A 16096-nucleotide genomic window follows, 5' to 3' on the forward strand; every position below is an offset into this window, starting at 1 on the left:
GACGGCGGGGCCGCCTCAGGCGGCCCCGCCGTTCAGTTCGAACCAGACCACCTTGCCCACCTCGCGGTTCTCCACTCCCCAGGAGTCGGCGAGCGCCCGGACCAGGAGCAGTCCTCTGCCGTGCGGGTCGTCGTCGGCGGGCCGGGCGCGCGGGGGGCGCAGTCCCGGGACGAAGTCCCTTACCTCGACCCGTAATTGCTCGGGCTCCACGGTGGCCGTCACGACCGCTCCGTCGCCCGTGTGGATCAGCGCGTTGGTCACGAGCTCGCTGGTGAGCAGTTCGGCGACGTCGCCGGCGCCGGGCGCGCCCCACGTCGCCAGGAACGCCCGCAAGGCGTGCCGCACCTCCGGGACCGCGGTGAGATCGGTGCGTCCCACCCTTCTGAGCAGTTGAGTCGGCTGTCGCGCCTCCCCGGCCATATCCCCCACCCCTGCGTCGGATCGAACAGGCTCACGGGGATGAATGCCCCCTGGGGAGGCGCGCATTCATGAACGTCAGGGGCGAGGCACGTTACGCAGGTTGGAACGGGCCATCTGGAGCATCCGACCCACTCCCCCGTCCAGGACGATCTTGCTGGCGGAGAGGGCGAAGCCGGTGACCATCTCGGCGCTGATCTTGGGCGGGATGGAGAGCGCGTTGGGGTCGGTGACGACGTCGACGAGGGCGGGGCCCTTGTGGCGGAAGGCGTCCTTGAGGGCGCTCGCGAGCTGTTTCGGCTTCTCGACGCGGACGCCGTAGGCGCCGGCGGCGCGGGCGATGGCGGCGAAGTCCGGGTTCTTGTTGGTGGTTCCGTACGAGGGCAGTCCGGCCACCAGCATCTCCAGTTCGACCATGCCGAGCGAGGAGTTGTTGAAGACGACCACCTTCACCGGGAGGTCGTACTGGACCAGGGTGAGGAAGTCGCCCATCAGCATGGTGAAGCCGCCGTCGCCGGACATCGAGACGACCTGGCGGTTCCGGTCGGTGAACTGGGCGCCGATCGCCTGGGGCAGGGCGTTGGCCATGGAGCCGTGGCTGAAGGAGCCGATGATGCGGCGGCGTCCGTTGGGGGTGAGGTAGCGGGCGGCCCACACGTTGCACATGCCGGTGTCGACGGTGAACACGGCGTCGTCGTCGGCGAGTTCGTCGAGGACGGAGGCCACGTACTCGGGGTGGACGGGGACGTGTTTCTCGACCTTGCGGGTGTATGCCTTGACCACGCCTTCCAGGGCGTCGGCGTGCTTCTTCAGCATCTTGTCCAGGAAGCGGCGGTCCGCCTTGGCCCGGACCCGCGGGGTGACGCAGCGCAGGGTCTCGCGGACGTCGCCCCAGACGGCGAGGTCGAGCCGGGAGCGCCGGCCGAGCCGTTCGGGCCGCACGTCGATCTGGACGATCTTGACGTCGTCGGGCAGGAAGGCGTTGTACGGGAAGTCGGTGCCGAGCAGGATCAGCAGGTCGCACTCGTGGGTGGCCTCGTAGGCGGCGCCGTAGCCGAGCAGTCCGCTCATGCCGACGTCGTACGGGTTGTCGTACTGGATCCACTCCTTGCCGCGCAGGGCGTGCCCGACGGGGGCCTTCACCCGGGCGGCGAAGTCCATGACCTCGGTGTGGGCGCCCGCGGTGCCGCTGCCGCAGAACAGCGTCACCCGTTCGGCTGAGTCGATCATCCGGACCAGGGCGTCGATCTCGCCGTCGCCGGGGCGGACCGTGGGCCGGGCGGTGACCAGGGCGATCTCGGCGGCCTTGTCGGGCGCGGGCTCGGAGGCGACGTCGCCGGGCAGCGAGACGACGCTGACGCCGCTCTGGCCGACCGCGTGCTGGATGGCGGTGTGCAGCAGCCGGGGCATCTGCTTCGGGTTGGAGATGAGCTCGCTGTAGTGGCTGCACTCGCGGAACAGCTGGTCCGGGTGGGTCTCCTGGAAGTAGGAGAGGCCGATCTCGCTGGACGGGATGTGGGAGGCCAGGGCGAGGACCGGGGCCATCGAGCGGTGGGCGTCGTACAGGCCGTTGATGAGGTGCAGGTTGCCCGGTCCGCAGGAGCCGGCGCAGGCGGCGAGCCGGCCGGTGATCTGGGCCTCGGCGCCCGCCGCGAACGCGGCGACCTCTTCGTGCCGCACCTGGATCCAGTCGATGGCGGAGTTGCGGCGGATCGCGTCGACGACCGGGTTCAGGCTGTCGCCGACCACTCCGTACAGGCGCTGGACGCCCGCGCGGACGAGGATGTCGACGAACTGTTCTGCGACGTTCTTCTTGGCCATGGATCCATCAACCCATGGCCCGACGGGTTACGCCTCCCAGACCGCGGCCCCGGTGCGGTCGTCGGCGTAGCCGGTGACGCGGAGCTGGGTGTCGGCGAGGAAGGCGGCGAGTCCGGGGGGCTCCGCGCCGGCCCAGCGGTCGGCGAGCTCGCGGGCGAGGGCGGGTTCGCCGCGCAGCGGCTCGGCGAGGCCCGGGGAGGCGAGCAGCAGGGTGTCGCCGGGGCGGGCGACGGAGGCGCGGAAGCGGAAGGGTTCGGCGGGGGGCGGGGGCGGCTCCGCCGGGACTTTCAGGGCTGGGTTGGGGGGTGGGGGGACGCCCAGGTCCGTCGTGGGGGTTTCGGCGGGCGCGGGGGGCGGCGAGCCGAAGCCGACGACGGGGGCGCCGGGGGCGGGCTCCGGGAGGAGGGGTTCGATGTCCTGCCAGGCGCCGTCGCGGAGCCGGAAGAGGCCGCCGGTGCCGAGGCCGAAGAAGATCCGGGTGCGGCAGCCGGGGTCGGCGGAGAGCAGCAGGCAGCGCAGGCCCGCCGTGTACTCCGCGGGGGTGAGGCCGAGCTCGGCGGCGCGGGCGCGGAGCCGGGTGGTGGTGCGGTCGGTGAGCCGGTGGAGGCCGGATTTGAGGTCGCCGCGGCGGCCGGTGCGGATGTCGTCGGAGAGCCGGGCGTGGCTGCGGCCGACGGCTTCGGCGATCCAGCGGCAGGCGTCGGCGGCGGCGAGGTGGGCGTGGTCGGAGGCGCGGGGTCCGGCGGCGACGGCGACGAGGACGAGGGCGGCCTCGGCGTGGCCGAAGCGGGCGGTGAGGAGGGCGTCGCGGCGGGGTTCGCCCCGGTAGCGGGCGGAGTCGCCGCGGACGGAGGCGGCGCGCAGGGTGTAGGTGCCGTAGCGGGCTCCGTCGAGGACGGTGTCGGCGACCAGGGCGGCGAGTGCGTCGGGGCGGGCGGCGGGCAGCGCGGTGGGCTCGGGCTCGTAGGTGGGCGGCCGGGTCCCGACGTGGCCGGCGCGGGGGCGGGGGGCGGGGACCTGGAGGGTGGGCTCGGGCGGTTCCTCAGGCGGCGGGGGCGGGGCCGGTTCGTCGGTGGCGAGCTCCCAGGGCGGCGCCTCGGGGGCGGCCGTCGTGGTGCCCGCGGTCGTGGCGCCCGCCGTCGTGGTTTCCGCCGTCGTGGTGCCCGCGGCGGAGTCGAAGCGCTCGTCGAGGCTGTCGGAGGTCGCGACGGGCCCGGTGTCCGGGGCCGCGGCGTCGTAGAGCTTGTCCCACCAGTTGTCCCCCTGCTGAGTCATGCCCTTATTGTCCACCGCACAGGCCGCCAGAAAACGGGACATCCGGAAATGTCTCGCGGAAGTCGGATGGCCCGATGGCCGGATGGAATGAATGGTCCGCCGGGCGACCCCACCCCCCACGGGAAGGACGCCCGGCGGACCGGCGTGATCAGCGCACGTCGTAGGCGCGGACCACGGTCTGGGTGACGGAGTTGCCCCGGGCGTCCGTCAGTTCGGTCTTCAGGGTGACCTGCTTGCCGGTCGCGCCCGCGTGGTTCACGGTCGCGGTCCAGCCGCCGCCCTGCCGGGAGACCCGGGCCGGGATCCAGGTCTCGCCCCCGTCGTAGGAGTACGAGAGCCTGGCCGAGGTGAGGGCCGCGGGGGTGTAGCCCGCGTGACCCGTCGCGCCGAGGCCGATCCGCTGTCCGTCGGTCGCGGCGAGGGTCTTGAGTCCGTCCTCCGGAAGGTCGTACCGGGGGAAGAGAATCGGGATGCCCTGAGAATAGACGCTCTCGTCGAGCTTGGAGGTGAATTTCCAGGCCGAGTTGACGGATGTGGAGCGGGCCCACACCCGGCTGCCGAGCTTCATGGTGTTCTGTTCCAGCGTGTACGTGCCGGGCGCGGACGGCACCTCGAAGGCTCCGGACGGCCAGCCGGTCTCGCCGATGACCTCGCCGTCCTTGCTCAGGCGGAGGTTGCCGATGTCACCGAAGGAGCCGGGCTCGGCGTGGTGGGTGGTGTCGCCCCACATGGCGTCGGCGAAACCGATGAGGTTGCCCTGGCGTTCGGCGACGAGGACCGGCGCGCCGGTCGCGTCGCGCGGGGCGGTGGGGGCGATGACGCCGTCGTACCAGCCTTCGGTGCGGCGCTCGCCGGGGGTGTAGCGGTGGGTGGCGCCGACCATCAGCTCGCCGAAGGGGAAGCTGCTGCCGATGAGCTGCCGCCAGGAGGTGTCGCCCGCGCTGTAGTACTCGGTGCGGGCGCCGGGGGCGGCGACGGTCTCCAGGGAGCCGAAGGTGACGGCGGTGCCGTCCGGCCGGTAGGCGGCGGGGAACTCCATGAAGTCGGCGGCGACGCCGGCGGAGCCGTAGCGGGAGTCGGTGCGGCCGAGGTCGCGGTCCCGGACCCGGTAGGCGCGGTCGTCGCGGACCTGGCCGGTCTCGGGGAACGCCAGGTTGTAGAGGTAGGGGCTCTTCGCGGTGGCCTTCCAGGTGAGCGTGGTCTCGCCGGTGCGGAGCCTGCCGAGCAGGGCGGCGGCCTCGTCGGCGGGGAGGGAGAGGACCGGCAGGACCGGTCCGGTGAAGCCGCCGCCGGGGTACCAGCGGCCCGGGGCCTGGTGGTACGTGAGGACGGCGACGGCGCCGGCCTCCTTGGCGTCGCGGGCGAGGCCGCCCGCGTCCTCGCTGTCGTCGGGGAGGCGGACCAGGGCGATCCGGCCCTTCACCCCGGCGGCGGCGAGCTCCTCGGGGGTGCCGGTGCCCGCGTCGACGAGCCGGGCGGAGCCGGTGCCGTCGAGGTTGTCGGAGGTGAGGGAGGCGGTCAGCGGGTGCAGTCGCAGGCCGTCGCGGGTGGCGAGGCGCTCGATCTGCGGGGCGGCGGCCCGCCAGTAACTGCCGAACTCGAAGTCGCCGTCGGCGGCGCGGCCTTCGACCGAGGCGTAGTAGGCGCGGACGGTGCGGGGACCGGTGGCGGTGCCGGCGTGCAGCCAGGTGTCGTCCCAGGAGCGGGCGAACGCGAGGGTCGCGCCGCGGGGCTCGGACGGCTTGTCGGTGCGGACCGACAGGCGGTGGGCGGCGCGGGCGTCGAGGACGACGGTGGTGTCCTTGCGCAGCTCCAGCTGCGGGCGGGCCAGGTAGCTGATCGAGTCGATCAGCCCGGTGTCCGTACCCGCGTCGGGGGTGGCGACGAAGGAGGAGAGGAAGTAGCTTCCGGCGCGCAGGCGGTAGACCTGGTCGGCGGAGCCCTCGTTGAAGCGGCGGGAGCCGCTGGAGTCGTCGGTGCCGATGACGTCGAGCGAGGAGGCGCCGTCGGCGGGCCTGCCCTGGCGGTCGATCAGCTTGACGCGCAGGGTGACGGTCTCCGGCTCGACGTACAGCGCGAACGGGGTGGCGACGCGTACGCCGCCGGGGCCGGTGGCGACCACGCGCCCGGTGACGTCGCCGTACTGGGCGCGCTCCAGGTGGGCGGCCGGGTCGAGGCGGAGCGGGACGCGGACGGTCGCGCCGGCCGGGACGGTGACGGTGCGTGCGTCGAGGCGGGCGAGCGGGGAGCGGACGGCGGAGCCGTCGTTGCCGGTGACCTTCTCGACGGCCAGGCTCAGGGTGACGGGCTTGGCGCCGGTGTTGGTGTACGGGACCGACGCGGTGGTGCGGTCGGTGCGGTCCTGGGGCCAGTTGAAGGTGCCGCCCTGGACGGCGGGGGCGCCGAGGACGGTCTGTCCGATGGCGGCCTTCACGTCGAGCCGGCCGCCGCCGACCTGGCGGGTGTCGCCGGGGACGCGGCTGTCGGCGGAGGAGACGAGGGCGGCCTTGATCTGCTGGCCGGTCCAGTCGGGGTGGCGCTGCTTGACGATGGCGGCGGCGCCGGCGACGTGCGGGGTGGCCATGGAGGTGCCGGACATCGACTGGTAGGCGTAGACGCCGCGGCCGCCGGCCGCCGCCGCGGAGATGTCGACGCCGGGGGCGGCGATCTCGGGCTTGAGGGTGTGGCCCGCGTCGGAGGCCGGGCCTCGGCTGGAGAACCACGCGGTGGAGTCGTCGCGGTCGACGGCGCCGACGGTGAGCACGCTGGGGGCGCAGCCGGGGGCGGAGACGGTGTTGTTGCCGGGGCCGGAGTTGCCGGCGGCTATCACGAACAAGGTGCCTTTGTTCTGGGCGAGTTGTTCGGCGGCGGCGCTCATCGGGTCGGTGCAGTCGGTCTCGGAGGGGTTGCCGAGACTCATGGAGACGACGTCGGCGCCCTGGGCGACGGCCCATTCCATGCCGGCGATGATCCACGAGGTGGCGCCGGAGCCGGAGTCGTCGAGGACCTTGCCGTTGAGGAGGGCGGCGCCGGGGGCGACGCCCTTCTTCTTGCCGCCGCTGGCGGCGCCGGAGCCGCCGACGGTGGAGATGGTGTGGGTGCCGTGGCCCTGGCGGTCGTCGGCGCCGTCGGAGTCGGTGAAGTTCTCCGAGGCGACGATCCGGCCCTTGAGGTCGGGGTGTTCCGCGTCGGCGCCGGTGTCGAGGACGGCGACCTTGGTGCCGGTGCCGTCGTAGCCGGCGGCCCACGCCTCGGGGGCGTGCACCTGGGCGGTGGAGCGCTCCAGGGTGGCCTGGACCTTGCGGTCGAGCCACAGCTTCTTCAGACCGCCGCCGGCGGCCGAGCGGGCGGCGGCGGGTCCGGTGACGTCGGCCCAGAAGGTGGCGGCCTGCTTCTTGTCTGCGGTGAGCGCGACGGCGTCGACGGTCCTGAGGACCTGGCCGCGGGTGGCGCCGCGCGGGGCGGGCGGGACGGAGCGGGCGGTCGCCAGGTCGGTGCCGTAGACGGCGATCAGCGGCAGGGTGGCGGAGCCGGCGTCGTCGTAGCCCTGGCGGACCAGTCCGGTGACGTTGAAGAGCTCCTCGTCGACGCGGCCGGCGGCCAGCGCGGGGGTGGCGCCCTCGGGGTAGACGTACAGGTCCTGGCCGGCCCGGCGGGTCTGCACGAGGGGCACGGTGCCGTCCTCGCGGGGCAGCGCGGCGGCGGCCGGGTTGCCGTCGGCGTCGCGGGTGACCAGCACCCGGTCGCCGGTCACCAGGGTCACGGTGGCGGGCCGCTGCCCGTTCTGCCCGTTCTGGCCGGCCTTGGCGCCGACCAGCGGACGCTTGCCGGTCGCCTGGACGTCCTGCGGCGCTTCGGCCGCGGACGCCGCGACCGCGGTGACGGCCAGGACGGCGGCGGTCGCTGCCCCCAGGGCCGTACGCGAAATCGGGCGCATCGCTCTCCCCATCTGATTCCGGTCATGAAGGCATAAAAGGCTTATGACCAGAGGCTGTTGGTGCTGCGGTGGCGCCACATTGGCAGAGGTGAGGGTGGTGCAGGCAGGATGGGCGCGGCGGGAATGCGCCGTGGCCGTTTCCCGCCAGAGCGCGAACGGAACGAAGGCGTCCGGTGAACGTCCGGCGAATGTCCGGGTCGTCCGGTGACGTCCGGTGAGGGGTGGGGTCAGCGATGCTGGGTGCGATAGGACTCGACGAGCGGCAGGAGTCCGCCTACCGGGCGCTGGTCGCGCTGGGCGCGGCGGAGGTCGCCGACCTGGCGCACCGGCTCGCGCTGCCGGAGACCGACACCGAGCGGGCGCTGCGGCGGCTGGAGTCCCAGGGCCTGGCCGCCCAGTCCTCGGCGCGCACCGGGCGCTGGGTCGCCGCGCCGCCCGGGGTGGCGCTGGGCGCGCTGCTCACCCAGCAGCGGCACGAGCTGGAGCAGGCGGAGCTGGCGGCGGCGCTGCTGGCGCGGGAGTACCGCGCGGAGGCGACCGAGCCGGCCGTGCACGACCTGGTGGAGGTGGTGACGGGCGCGGGGGCCGTCACCCACCGCTTCCTCCAGCTCCAGCTCGGCGCGACCGAAGAGGTCTGCGCGCTGGTGACGGGCAAGCCGATCGCGGTGTCGGGGATGGAGAACGACGCGGAGGCGCAGGCGGCGGAGCGCGGGGTGGGCTACCGGGTGGTGATCGAGCGCGAGGTGCTGACGCTGCCCTCGGGGCTGATCGAGCTGTCGGCGGCGCTGGGCCGCGAGGAGCGGATCCGGATCGTGGACCGGGTGCCGACGAAGCTGGTGATCGCGGACCGGGCGCTCGCGATGGTGCCGCTGACCGGGCGCGGCGCGGAGCCGGCCGCGCTGGTGGTGCACGCGAGCGGGCTGCTGGAGTCGCTGATGGGGCTGTTCGAGTCGGTGTGGCGGGAGGCGCTGCCGCTGCGGCTCGGCGCGGGGGCCCTGGTGACGGAGGACGAGACGCCGGGGCCGGACGCGACGGACCTGGAGATCCTGTCGCTGCTGCTGGCCGGGATGACGGACGCGAGCGTGGCGAAGCAGCTGGAGCTGGGGCTGCGCACGGTGCAGCGGCGGGTGAAGGGGCTGATGGAGCTGACGGGGGTGACGACCCGGCTGCAGCTGGGCTGGCACGCGTACGAGAAGGGGTGGGTGGCGCGGCGGTAGGGGCGGGCGGGGCGGGGGCGGCTCTTGGGCCCTGGGGTCATGGCCCAAGGTCCAGGGGTGGGCGTGGGCACGCCAAGGCGTGGCCGTATCGTGGCGGCCTGTTCTCGTCCGCCGGCCCCCGGCTTCCGGATCCGGGCCCCCGGCTTCCGGATCCCGGATCCCAGCCCCCGGGCCCGCTATCCCGGATCCCTTCCCGCCCAGGAGCACCCCATGAACGGAAGGCGCCTGCGCGCCCTGCTGGCCTTCGCCGCCCCGATGCTGGAGGACGGGGAGCGGGTGGAGGTGACCTCGCTGATCAACCTGAGCTCGGTCACGGTGCGCCGCACGGCCGCCTACGGGGTCGCCTCCGCGCTCCTGAGCGGCGGGGCGCTGGCCGTGGTGCCGGTGCCGGTGCCGATGTACCTGGTGATGACCGACCGGCGGCTGCTGGTCTTCCGGATGGACCGGGTGACGGCGAAGCCGGTCGAGCACGCGATGACGATCCAGCGCGCCCACCTCTACCGCTCGGAGATCAGGGAGCGGATCCTCAACTCCTCGTTCGTGCTCTCCTCGCCGTACAGCGAGACCTCGCTGAAGCTGGTCTTCCCGCTGATCGACCGCAAGGCCCGCGACCTGGTCGCCGCGGCGCTGCCGCTCGCCGTCGGCTGACCCGTACGTACCGCGCGACCTGCGCGGACACGCGGATTCCGGCACCCTTGGCAGATGGGTGTGTGGCAGCTCCTGCTGATCGCGATGGTGATGCTGCTCGGACTGTTCGGGGTGCTGACGCCCGGCGTGCCGGGGACGTGGCTGGTGTGGGCCGGGGTGCTCTGGTGGTCGCTGCACGAACAGACCGGGCTCGCCTGGATCCTGCTGGTCTCCTCGACGGGGCTGCTGCTCCTCACCCAGGTGGTCGTGTGGCAGCTGCCGCCGCGCCGCTTCCGGGGCGTGGGCATCACCCGGCGGATGGTCGGGTACGCGGGGGCGGGCGCCCTGCTGGGCTTCCTGCTGGTCCCGGTGGTGGGCGCGATCCCCGGTTTCGTCGGCGGCGTCTACCTCTCCGAGCGGCTGCGCCTCGGCGGCCACGGCCAGGCCCGGGCGGCCACCCGCACGGTGATGCGGGCGGCGGGCACCAGCGTGCTGGTGGAGCTCTTCGCGTGCCTGCTGATCGTGGGGGCTTGGGCGGGGGCGGTGATCTGGGGGTGAGGGGCCTCAGGGCGTGAGGCGGAGGTAGCGGGCCGCGTACGAGCGCCAGGGGCTCCACTCCGGGTGGTCCGGCAGGCCCTCCGGGGCGACGTCGGGGTCGCCGAGGGCGCGGGTGCGGATGGCCGTGGCCGCGCGGGCGGTCAGGCCCGGCACGGTGGCCAGCGCGGCGGCGGTGGCCGCCCGGTCGGCGCCGGGGTCGAGCCGGAGGGTGCCGTCGTCGAGCGCGCGGGCCAGCGGTCCGGCGACCGGGTCGGCGGTGAGGGCGGCGGGCTCGGGGAAGACGTGGGTGAGGCCGCCGCAGGGCGTCTCCAGCGGAGTGCCGTGCGCGGCGAGCAGCCGGGCGGCCCGGTCCGGGCCGGCCAGGGTCCGTACCGCGAACTCCTCCGGCTCGGCCGTGCCCGGCGAGCGGACGCCGGGGCGGGCGGCGACCTCGGCGGCGAGCGCGGGGTCGGCGCCGAGGCGTTCCGCGACGGCGTACGGGTCGGCGTCCAGGTCGAGCAGGCGGCGCAGCCGCTGGACGGCGGTGGTGAGGTCGCGCAGCTCGGTGAGGTGGAGGCGGGCCTCCAGCCAGCGGCCCGGGGAGCGTTCGTCGACGGAGACGATCCCGGTGCCGTACGGGAGGCGCAGGGTGCGCCGGTAGGTGCGGGCGCCGGGCGCGCCGACGACCTCCTCGACACCGGGCAGGACCTCGGCGGCGAGCAGGTCGAAGACCTCGCCCGCGGCGTACGGGCCGCGGTGGGCCAGCCGCAGCGGCACCCCGGCGGCCAGCGCGGGGCGCGGCCCGGCGCCGGTGCCCGTGCCGGATTCCTCGCGGAGCCGGGTGGGGGTGCGGGCGTAGACGGCGCGGATGGTGTCGTTGAACTGGCGCACGCTGGCGAAACCGGCCGCGAAGGCGATCTCGGTGACGGGCAGGCCGGTGGTCTGGAGCAGCAGCCGCGCGGTGTGGGCGCGCTGGGCGCGGGCCAGGGCGACGGGCCCGGCGCCGAGTTCGGCGGTGAGCTGGCGCTGCACCTGGCGGGCGCTGTAGCCGAGGCGTACGGCGAGGCCGGGGACGCCCTCCCGGTCGACGACGCCGTCGCCGATCATGCGGACGGCGCGCCCGACGACGTCGGCCCGGACGTTCCATTCGGCGGAGCCGGGCACGGCGTCGGGGCGGCAGCGGCGGCAGGCCCGGAAGCCGTGGCCCTGGGCCGCGGCGGCGGTGGGGAAGAAGCTGACGTTGCGCCGCTTGGGGGTGACGGCGGGGCAGCTGGGGCGGCAGTAGATGCCGGTGGTGGAGACGGCGAAGAAGAAGACCCCGTCGAAGCGGGCGTCGCGGCTGCTGACGGCTTCGTAACGGGTGTCCGTGGCGGTGGCTGTGACCGTGGCCGTGCGCGTGCCCGTACCCGCGCCTGTGCCCGTATCCGTATCCGTATCCGTGTCCTCCATGCCCTCCAGTGTGCGGGAGGTCCCCGGCCCTCGGCTGGCGGTTTTCGGACGCCGAGCCGGGGTGCCTGGGGACGCACGGACACGCGGACACGCAGACACGCGGACACGCGGACACGCGGACACGCGGACACGCGGACAGACGTCAGCGGATGCGGCCCCGCTTGATGTCCATGGCCGCGCGGCCCTCCGCTCCCTGGCGCTTCCAGTTCTTGAGCATCTCGGTGCGCAGGCGGGCGTCGGTCTTGGCGGCGAGCCGCCGGTTCTCGCGGAGCAGCTTGCGGTAGCTGTCCAGGCGGCGCTCGGGCAGGGTGCCGTCGGCGATGGCGGCGGTGACGGCGCAGCCGGGCTCGCTCTCGTGGGCGCAGTCGGGGAAGCGGCAGTCGCCCGCCAGGTCCTCGATCTCGCTGAAGACCTGGCCGACACCCGCCTCGGCGTCCCAGAGTCCGACGCCCCGCAGGCCGGGGGTGTCGATGAGCACGCCGCCGCCGGGCAGGGCGAGCAGGTTGCGGGTGGTGGTGGTGTGGCGGCCCTTGCCGTCGACGTCGCGGGCGGCCTGGACCTCCATGGCGTCCTGGCCGAGCAGCGTGTTGGCGAGGGTGGACTTCCCGGCGCCGGACACGCCGAGGAGCACGCTGGTGCCGCCGGCGGCGACCGCGTGGAGCACGTCGAGCCCCTCGCCGGTCAGCGAGCTGACCGGCAGGACCTGGACGCCGGGGGCGACCGTCTCGACGTCCTCGACCAGGTAGGAGAGGCCGACGGGGTCGGGGACGAGGTCGGCCTTGCTCAGCACGACGAGCGGCTGGGCGCCGGACTCCCAGGCGAGCGCCAGGAAGCGCTCGATGCGCCCGAGGTCGAGCTCGACGGCGAGCGAGACCGTGATGATGGCGTGGTCCACGTTGGCGGCGAGGATCTGCCCCTCGGACCGCTTGGAGGAGGTGGAGCGGGCGAACGCGGTACGGCGGGGCAGGCAGGCCCGTACGTACCGGGGGTCACCGGCGCCCTCGGGGTCGACGGCGGCCCAGTCACCGGTGCAGATCACCCGCAGCGGGTCGTGCGGAGTGACGAACGCGGTGTCGGCGCGGACGAGCCCGGCCTCGGTGACCAGGTCGCACTGGCCCCGGTCGACCCGGACGACCCGGCCGGCCAGCAGGCCCTGCGCGGCGTACGGGGCGAACGCGGCGGCCCAGTCCTCGTCCCAGCCGTAGGCGGCGAGCGGGTTCCGGTCAGCGGAGAGGGAAGACGGGTGGAGCGGAACGTTGAACAAGGGGAACCCTTCGAAGGGTGGCCCCGGCGGCGCGCTCCAGCGCGCGGAATTCGAGTGGGTGTCAGCCGGAGACCACAGGGGTGGGAACGATGAACTCCTGAATGCGGGCAGAGCCCGTCACCGTGACAGTCATCAATGTCCTCACCTCCTGCTTCTTCTCTACGAACCGACAGCGCGCCCTGGGCGGCGACGCAGCCGCACCGTGGAACGAGCAGAACCATAGCCCCGCCCCAGGCCAGGGCACCACCGATTAAATCCGGAGCCCCGCCGATCAGAACGCGTGGAGGTACACCCGGGCCTTGCCGCCCGCCAGGTCGTACACGTACACGTCGATCCACTGGACGCTGCCGCGCCGGGAGTCCCGCACGCACGGCGGGCACACCCCGGCCCAGCGGGCGCCCTTGAGCGTCTGCGGCTCCGGCAGACCCAGGTGCCCGAAGAGTTCGCGACTCGGCGGGACGTCCACGGCTTTGGTGTGGATCGGCTTCTCGGAACGAAGGCCCTCCGCGACCCGTACGGCCGTCGCCGCGTCCGTGACGAAGGAGAGAAGGTAGACGTCTTCTCTGGGGTTGACCTGAACCGCGCCCTTCACCTCCGCGGCGCCCGCCGGAACGCCGACCTTCATGAAGTCGGCGGCCTGCCGCGCGCCGGCTCCCTTCTCCCAGTACGGGTAGGGGTCCCGCGAGGCGCGGTCCCGGTCGGCGGTGGAGCACGAGCTCAGGAGCAACGAGGCGGCCAGCACCGTCAGCAGACGCCGGGTGGTCTTGCGCGTGCCATGGTGGAAGGTCGAGCCGCTTCCCCGCATGTCGAACTCCCGGGCGATGCCCATCTCGTGCGACCGTCCCCTCTCGTCGTCCCGGATCACGATGCCGCCGGGGAACATCGTCTCCTTGGCGTGGTCCCCGTTGTATCGGTCCCCGGCATCGACCTGGTAGTCGAGGGAGACCTTGGGGTCACCGTCCGCGCCCGGGCTTACCGGCACCATGCCGGAGATGCTCCGTCCGTGTGCGCCGACCGGGTGGAACCACTCGTCGCTACGGAAGCCCGCAGGGGTGCCAAGCATTCTCCGGGCGGTCATCTGCCGGTGGTGGTGTGCCTCGGGTGCTCGGGTAGGTTCGTACCCCGGGCCGTCGCCCGCCGGGAGCGCCGGCGCGGTCCGCGCGTGCGTGACCGATTCCGTGCGCCTGCGACAGATCAAGAGCGATGGGGTGGGCCGCATGCGGCGGCGTCGAATATGGGGGACGGCCGCGGCCGTCGTGGCCGGGCTCACCGGGGTGTTGGTCCTTCAGGGCGCGACCGGGGACACCGGCGGCGGTGACGGCGCGGGCGGCGGCGGGCCGGTCCGGGCCGAGACCCGTTCGCTGGGGCTGACGACCTCCGCCGGCGGGCGCGCCGCGACGCTGGGGCAGCGGGACACCGAGCGTTTCAGCATGCTCGGCGTCACCTGGACCGATCCCTCGGCCCGGATCACCGGCACCGTCGAGGCCCGCACCCGCGCCGCCGGCACCGACCGGTGGGGGCGCTGGGTGCGCCTGGACGGCGACAGCGGCGAGGGCGAGCGCGACGCGCGGCGCGGCGGCACCGAGCCCGCCTGGGTCGGCGACTCGGACGGCGTGGAGGTCCGCGTGGTGGCGGGCGGCCGGGCCTCGGCCGCGCTGCCCGCCGGGCTGCGCCTGGACATGGTCGACCCGGGCCGTTCGAAGGCGAGCTCGCTGGATCCGGCGGCCTTCGCCGTCGAGGGCGCCCCGGCCGCCGACGAGACCGCCGACCCGGGCTCCTCGCCGTCGGGCGAGCCGACGCCGGACGGCGGTACGGCCACGGCCACCGACCCGGCGGTCCCGACCGCCCCGACCGGTCCCACGCCGGACGGCTCGGCCTCGCCGACCGACTCGGCGAGCCCCTCGGGCCCGGCGACCGACACCGCATCCCCCTCGCCTTCGGCCTCCTCGGCCACCGCCTCGCCGACGCCGTCCCCGACGGTGACCGGTCCCCCGTCCACGGCGCCCCGGCCGCCGATCCGCACCCGCGCGCAGTGGGGCGCCGACGAGTCGATCAGCCCCGAGGCCCCGGGCTACCTGCCGGACGGGAAGGTGAGGGCGGTCGTGGTCCACCACACCGCCGAGTCGAACGACTACTCCTGCGCCGACGGCCCCCGAGTGGTGCGTGGCATCTACACGTACCACGTGAAGGTGCAGGGCTGGAAGGACGTCGGCTACAACTTCCTCGTCGACAAGTGCGGTGTCGTCTACGAGGGCCGCAAGGGCGGGGCGGACCGTCCGGTGCAGGGCGCGCACGCCTACGGCTTCAACGCCGAGACCACCGGCGTCTCCGTGCTCGGCACCTACGTCCAGAGCGCCCCGCCCACCGCCGCCATGGTCTCGGTGGCCCGGGTCGCCGCCTGGAAGCTCGGGCAGTACGGGGTGGACCCGAAGGGCACCGCCACGCTGACCGCGGGCAGCGCCGGGGCCAACTACTTCAAGAAGTCCTGGGCCGCGGGCGCCCGGATGACGTTCCCGACGATCCTCGGGCACCGCGACAGCTACAACACCCAGTGCCCCGGCAACGCCTTCTACGCCCAGCTCGGCACCATCCGGAACTGGGCGGCCGGCCCGGTCACCGGCCTGACCGTGAAGAGCGTCGCCGGCGCGAGCCACACGAACGCGGGGTACGTCACCCGCGGCCCGGTCACCGTCGGCTGGAGCTCGACCACCCCGGCGGACCTGATCGCCCGTCACGAGCTGCTGCTCGACGGCAAGGTCGTCGCCACCGCCCCCGGCTCCGCCGTCTCCGCCGCCGCGATCGTCCCGGCCGGCACCCACACCCTCCAGCTGCGGGCCGTGCACCAGTCGAAGCGGACGGCCACCGCCCCCGCCCTGACCGTCGTCGGCGACACCACCGCGCCCCGCTTCTCCGCCGCGCCCACCGCCGAGCTGACCACCGGCACCGCGACCGCGTCCGCCGCGCCGGTGAAGCTGCGCTGGAAGGCGGCCGACGCCGTCGCGCTGCGCGATGTGCGGCTGACCTCGCCCGCCGTCACCTACGGCCCCACCGCCACGGTCTCCGGCGTCCTCGGCGCCCGCCCGGGCACGGCCACCCCCTGGACGCTGACCGCCTACGACCTCGCGGGCAACAAGGCCGCGGCCGGGGTCTCCGCCACCCCGGTGATCCTCCAGGAGACCGCGGCGGCCCGCTCCGGCACCTGGGCCGCCAAGTCCTCGGCGAACTACCTGGGCGGCGCGTCCTACTCCAGCGGCACCAAGAACGCGTCGCTGAGCTGGACCTTCACCGGCCGCTCGGCCGCCTGGGTGGTCTCCCGCTCCGCCGCCTCCGGCCAGGCCCACGTGTACGTCGACGGGGTCAAGGCCGCGACCGTCGACCTCAAGTCCGCGACCACCCGCTACCGGGACGTCGTCTGGACCAGGACCTGGGCGGGCAGCGGCAAGCACACCGTGAAGATCGTGGTCGTCGGCACCGCCGGCCGCCCGACCGTCACCACGGACGGGCTGATCCACCTCAAGTAGCGGCCCGGGAGCCTCCGGGAGTCCCCCGGAG

10 protein-coding genes and 1 pseudogene are annotated in these 16096 nt (G+C 74.3%); 4 read left to right on the top strand and 7 right to left on the bottom strand.

The genetic code is table 11. The features are described from left to right. Positions 1-15: 15 nt before the first annotated feature. The 4 genes from AB0C99_RS21225 to AB0C99_RS21240 all read right to left on the bottom strand — a co-directional run bounded on the left by AB0C99_RS21225 (position 16) and on the right by AB0C99_RS21240 (position 7450). Positions 16-420: an ATP-binding protein gene (locus AB0C99_RS21225; RefSeq protein WP_362477047.1), complete on the bottom strand. Its 405-nt coding sequence runs from the start codon at positions 418-420 to the stop codon at positions 16-18. A gap of 75 nt (positions 421-495) precedes the next feature. After that, positions 496-2238 (bottom strand): pyruvate dehydrogenase, encoded by a 1743-nt coding sequence (locus AB0C99_RS21230; protein WP_362477049.1) that lies wholly within the window; start codon positions 2236-2238, stop codon positions 496-498. A 27-nt stretch (positions 2239-2265) separates the two neighbouring features. Next, complete coding sequence (locus AB0C99_RS21235) at positions 2266-3513, bottom strand: protein phosphatase 2C domain-containing protein (protein WP_362477051.1); 1248 nt, start codon at positions 3511-3513, stop codon at positions 2266-2268. A gap of 148 nt (positions 3514-3661) precedes the next feature. Continuing rightward, positions 3662-7450, bottom strand: coding sequence for a S8 family serine peptidase (locus tag AB0C99_RS21240; protein ID WP_362477053.1), 3789 nt, complete (start codon positions 7448-7450; stop codon positions 3662-3664). Positions 7451-7683: 233 nt separating this feature from the next. Here AB0C99_RS21240 and AB0C99_RS21245 point away from each other — a divergent pair, with 233 nt between their 5' ends. The 3 genes from AB0C99_RS21245 to AB0C99_RS21255 all read left to right on the top strand — a co-directional run bounded on the left by AB0C99_RS21245 (position 7684) and on the right by AB0C99_RS21255 (position 9852). Continuing rightward, on the top strand, positions 7684-8667 hold the full coding sequence (locus AB0C99_RS21245; RefSeq protein ID WP_362477055.1) for a helix-turn-helix domain-containing protein: 984 nt from the start codon (positions 7684-7686) through the stop codon (positions 8665-8667). A gap of 210 nt (positions 8668-8877) precedes the next feature. Continuing rightward, positions 8878-9315, top strand: a complete 438-nt coding sequence (locus AB0C99_RS21250) for a hypothetical protein (RefSeq protein WP_362477057.1) — start codon at positions 8878-8880, stop codon at positions 9313-9315. Positions 9316-9369: 54 nt separating this feature from the next. Next, entirely contained in the window at positions 9370-9852 is a 483-nt protein-coding gene (locus AB0C99_RS21255) for a DUF456 domain-containing protein (RefSeq protein ID WP_362477059.1), read from the top strand. A 9-nt stretch (positions 9853-9861) separates the two neighbouring features. On the opposite strand, the pseudogene AB0C99_RS21260 reads toward AB0C99_RS21255, so the two are convergent. The 3 genes and pseudogenes from AB0C99_RS21260 to AB0C99_RS21270 all read right to left on the bottom strand — a co-directional run. Further along, a pseudogene (locus AB0C99_RS21260) lies at positions 9862-11280 on the bottom strand (AlkA N-terminal domain-containing protein); the annotation flags it as partial. Between the two features lie 142 nt (positions 11281-11422). Continuing rightward, entirely contained in the window at positions 11423-12544 is a 1122-nt protein-coding gene (rsgA, locus tag AB0C99_RS21265; RefSeq protein WP_362477061.1) for a ribosome small subunit-dependent GTPase A, read from the bottom strand. A gap of 271 nt (positions 12545-12815) precedes the next feature. Then, positions 12816-13529 (bottom strand): hypothetical protein, encoded by a 714-nt coding sequence (locus tag AB0C99_RS21270; protein ID WP_362477063.1) that lies wholly within the window; start codon positions 13527-13529, stop codon positions 12816-12818. 232 nt (positions 13530-13761) lie between these two features. On the opposite strand from AB0C99_RS21270, the gene AB0C99_RS21275 reads away from it, so the two are divergent. Further along, on the top strand, positions 13762-16065 hold the full coding sequence (locus AB0C99_RS21275; protein WP_362477065.1) for an N-acetylmuramoyl-L-alanine amidase: 2304 nt from the start codon (positions 13762-13764) through the stop codon (positions 16063-16065). The last annotated feature ends 31 nt before the right edge of the window (positions 16066-16096 follow it).

The organism is Streptomyces sp. NPDC048659, from assembly GCF_040650575.1.
Lineage (GTDB): Bacteria > Actinomycetota > Actinomycetes > Streptomycetales > Streptomycetaceae > Streptomyces.

What these genes read in the sequence shown, in the direction of transcription:
- AB0C99_RS21235 (WP_362477051.1), bottom strand. Translation starts at nt 3,513, where the DNA reads ATGACTCAGCAGGGGGACAACTGGTGGGACAAGCTCTACGACGCCGCG.
- AB0C99_RS21255 (WP_362477059.1), top strand. Translation starts at nt 9,370, where the DNA reads ATGGGTGTGTGGCAGCTCCTGCTGATCGCGATGGTGATGCTGCTCGGA.
- AB0C99_RS21230 (WP_362477049.1), bottom strand. Translation starts at nt 2,238, where the DNA reads ATGGCCAAGAAGAACGTCGCAGAACAGTTCGTCGACATCCTCGTCCGC.
- AB0C99_RS21240 (WP_362477053.1), bottom strand. Translation starts at nt 7,450, where the DNA reads ATGCGCCCGATTTCGCGTACGGCCCTGGGGGCAGCGACCGCCGCCGTC.
- AB0C99_RS21225 (WP_362477047.1), bottom strand. Translation starts at nt 420, where the DNA reads ATGGCCGGGGAGGCGCGACAGCCGACTCAACTGCTCAGAAGGGTGGGA.
- AB0C99_RS21275 (WP_362477065.1), top strand. Translation starts at nt 13,762, where the DNA reads ATGCGGCGGCGTCGAATATGGGGGACGGCCGCGGCCGTCGTGGCCGGG.
- AB0C99_RS21245 (WP_362477055.1), top strand. Translation starts at nt 7,684, where the DNA reads ATGCTGGGTGCGATAGGACTCGACGAGCGGCAGGAGTCCGCCTACCGG.
- AB0C99_RS21270 (WP_362477063.1), bottom strand. Translation starts at nt 13,529, where the DNA reads ATGGTGCCGGTAAGCCCGGGCGCGGACGGTGACCCCAAGGTCTCCCTC.
- AB0C99_RS21250 (WP_362477057.1), top strand. Translation starts at nt 8,878, where the DNA reads ATGAACGGAAGGCGCCTGCGCGCCCTGCTGGCCTTCGCCGCCCCGATG.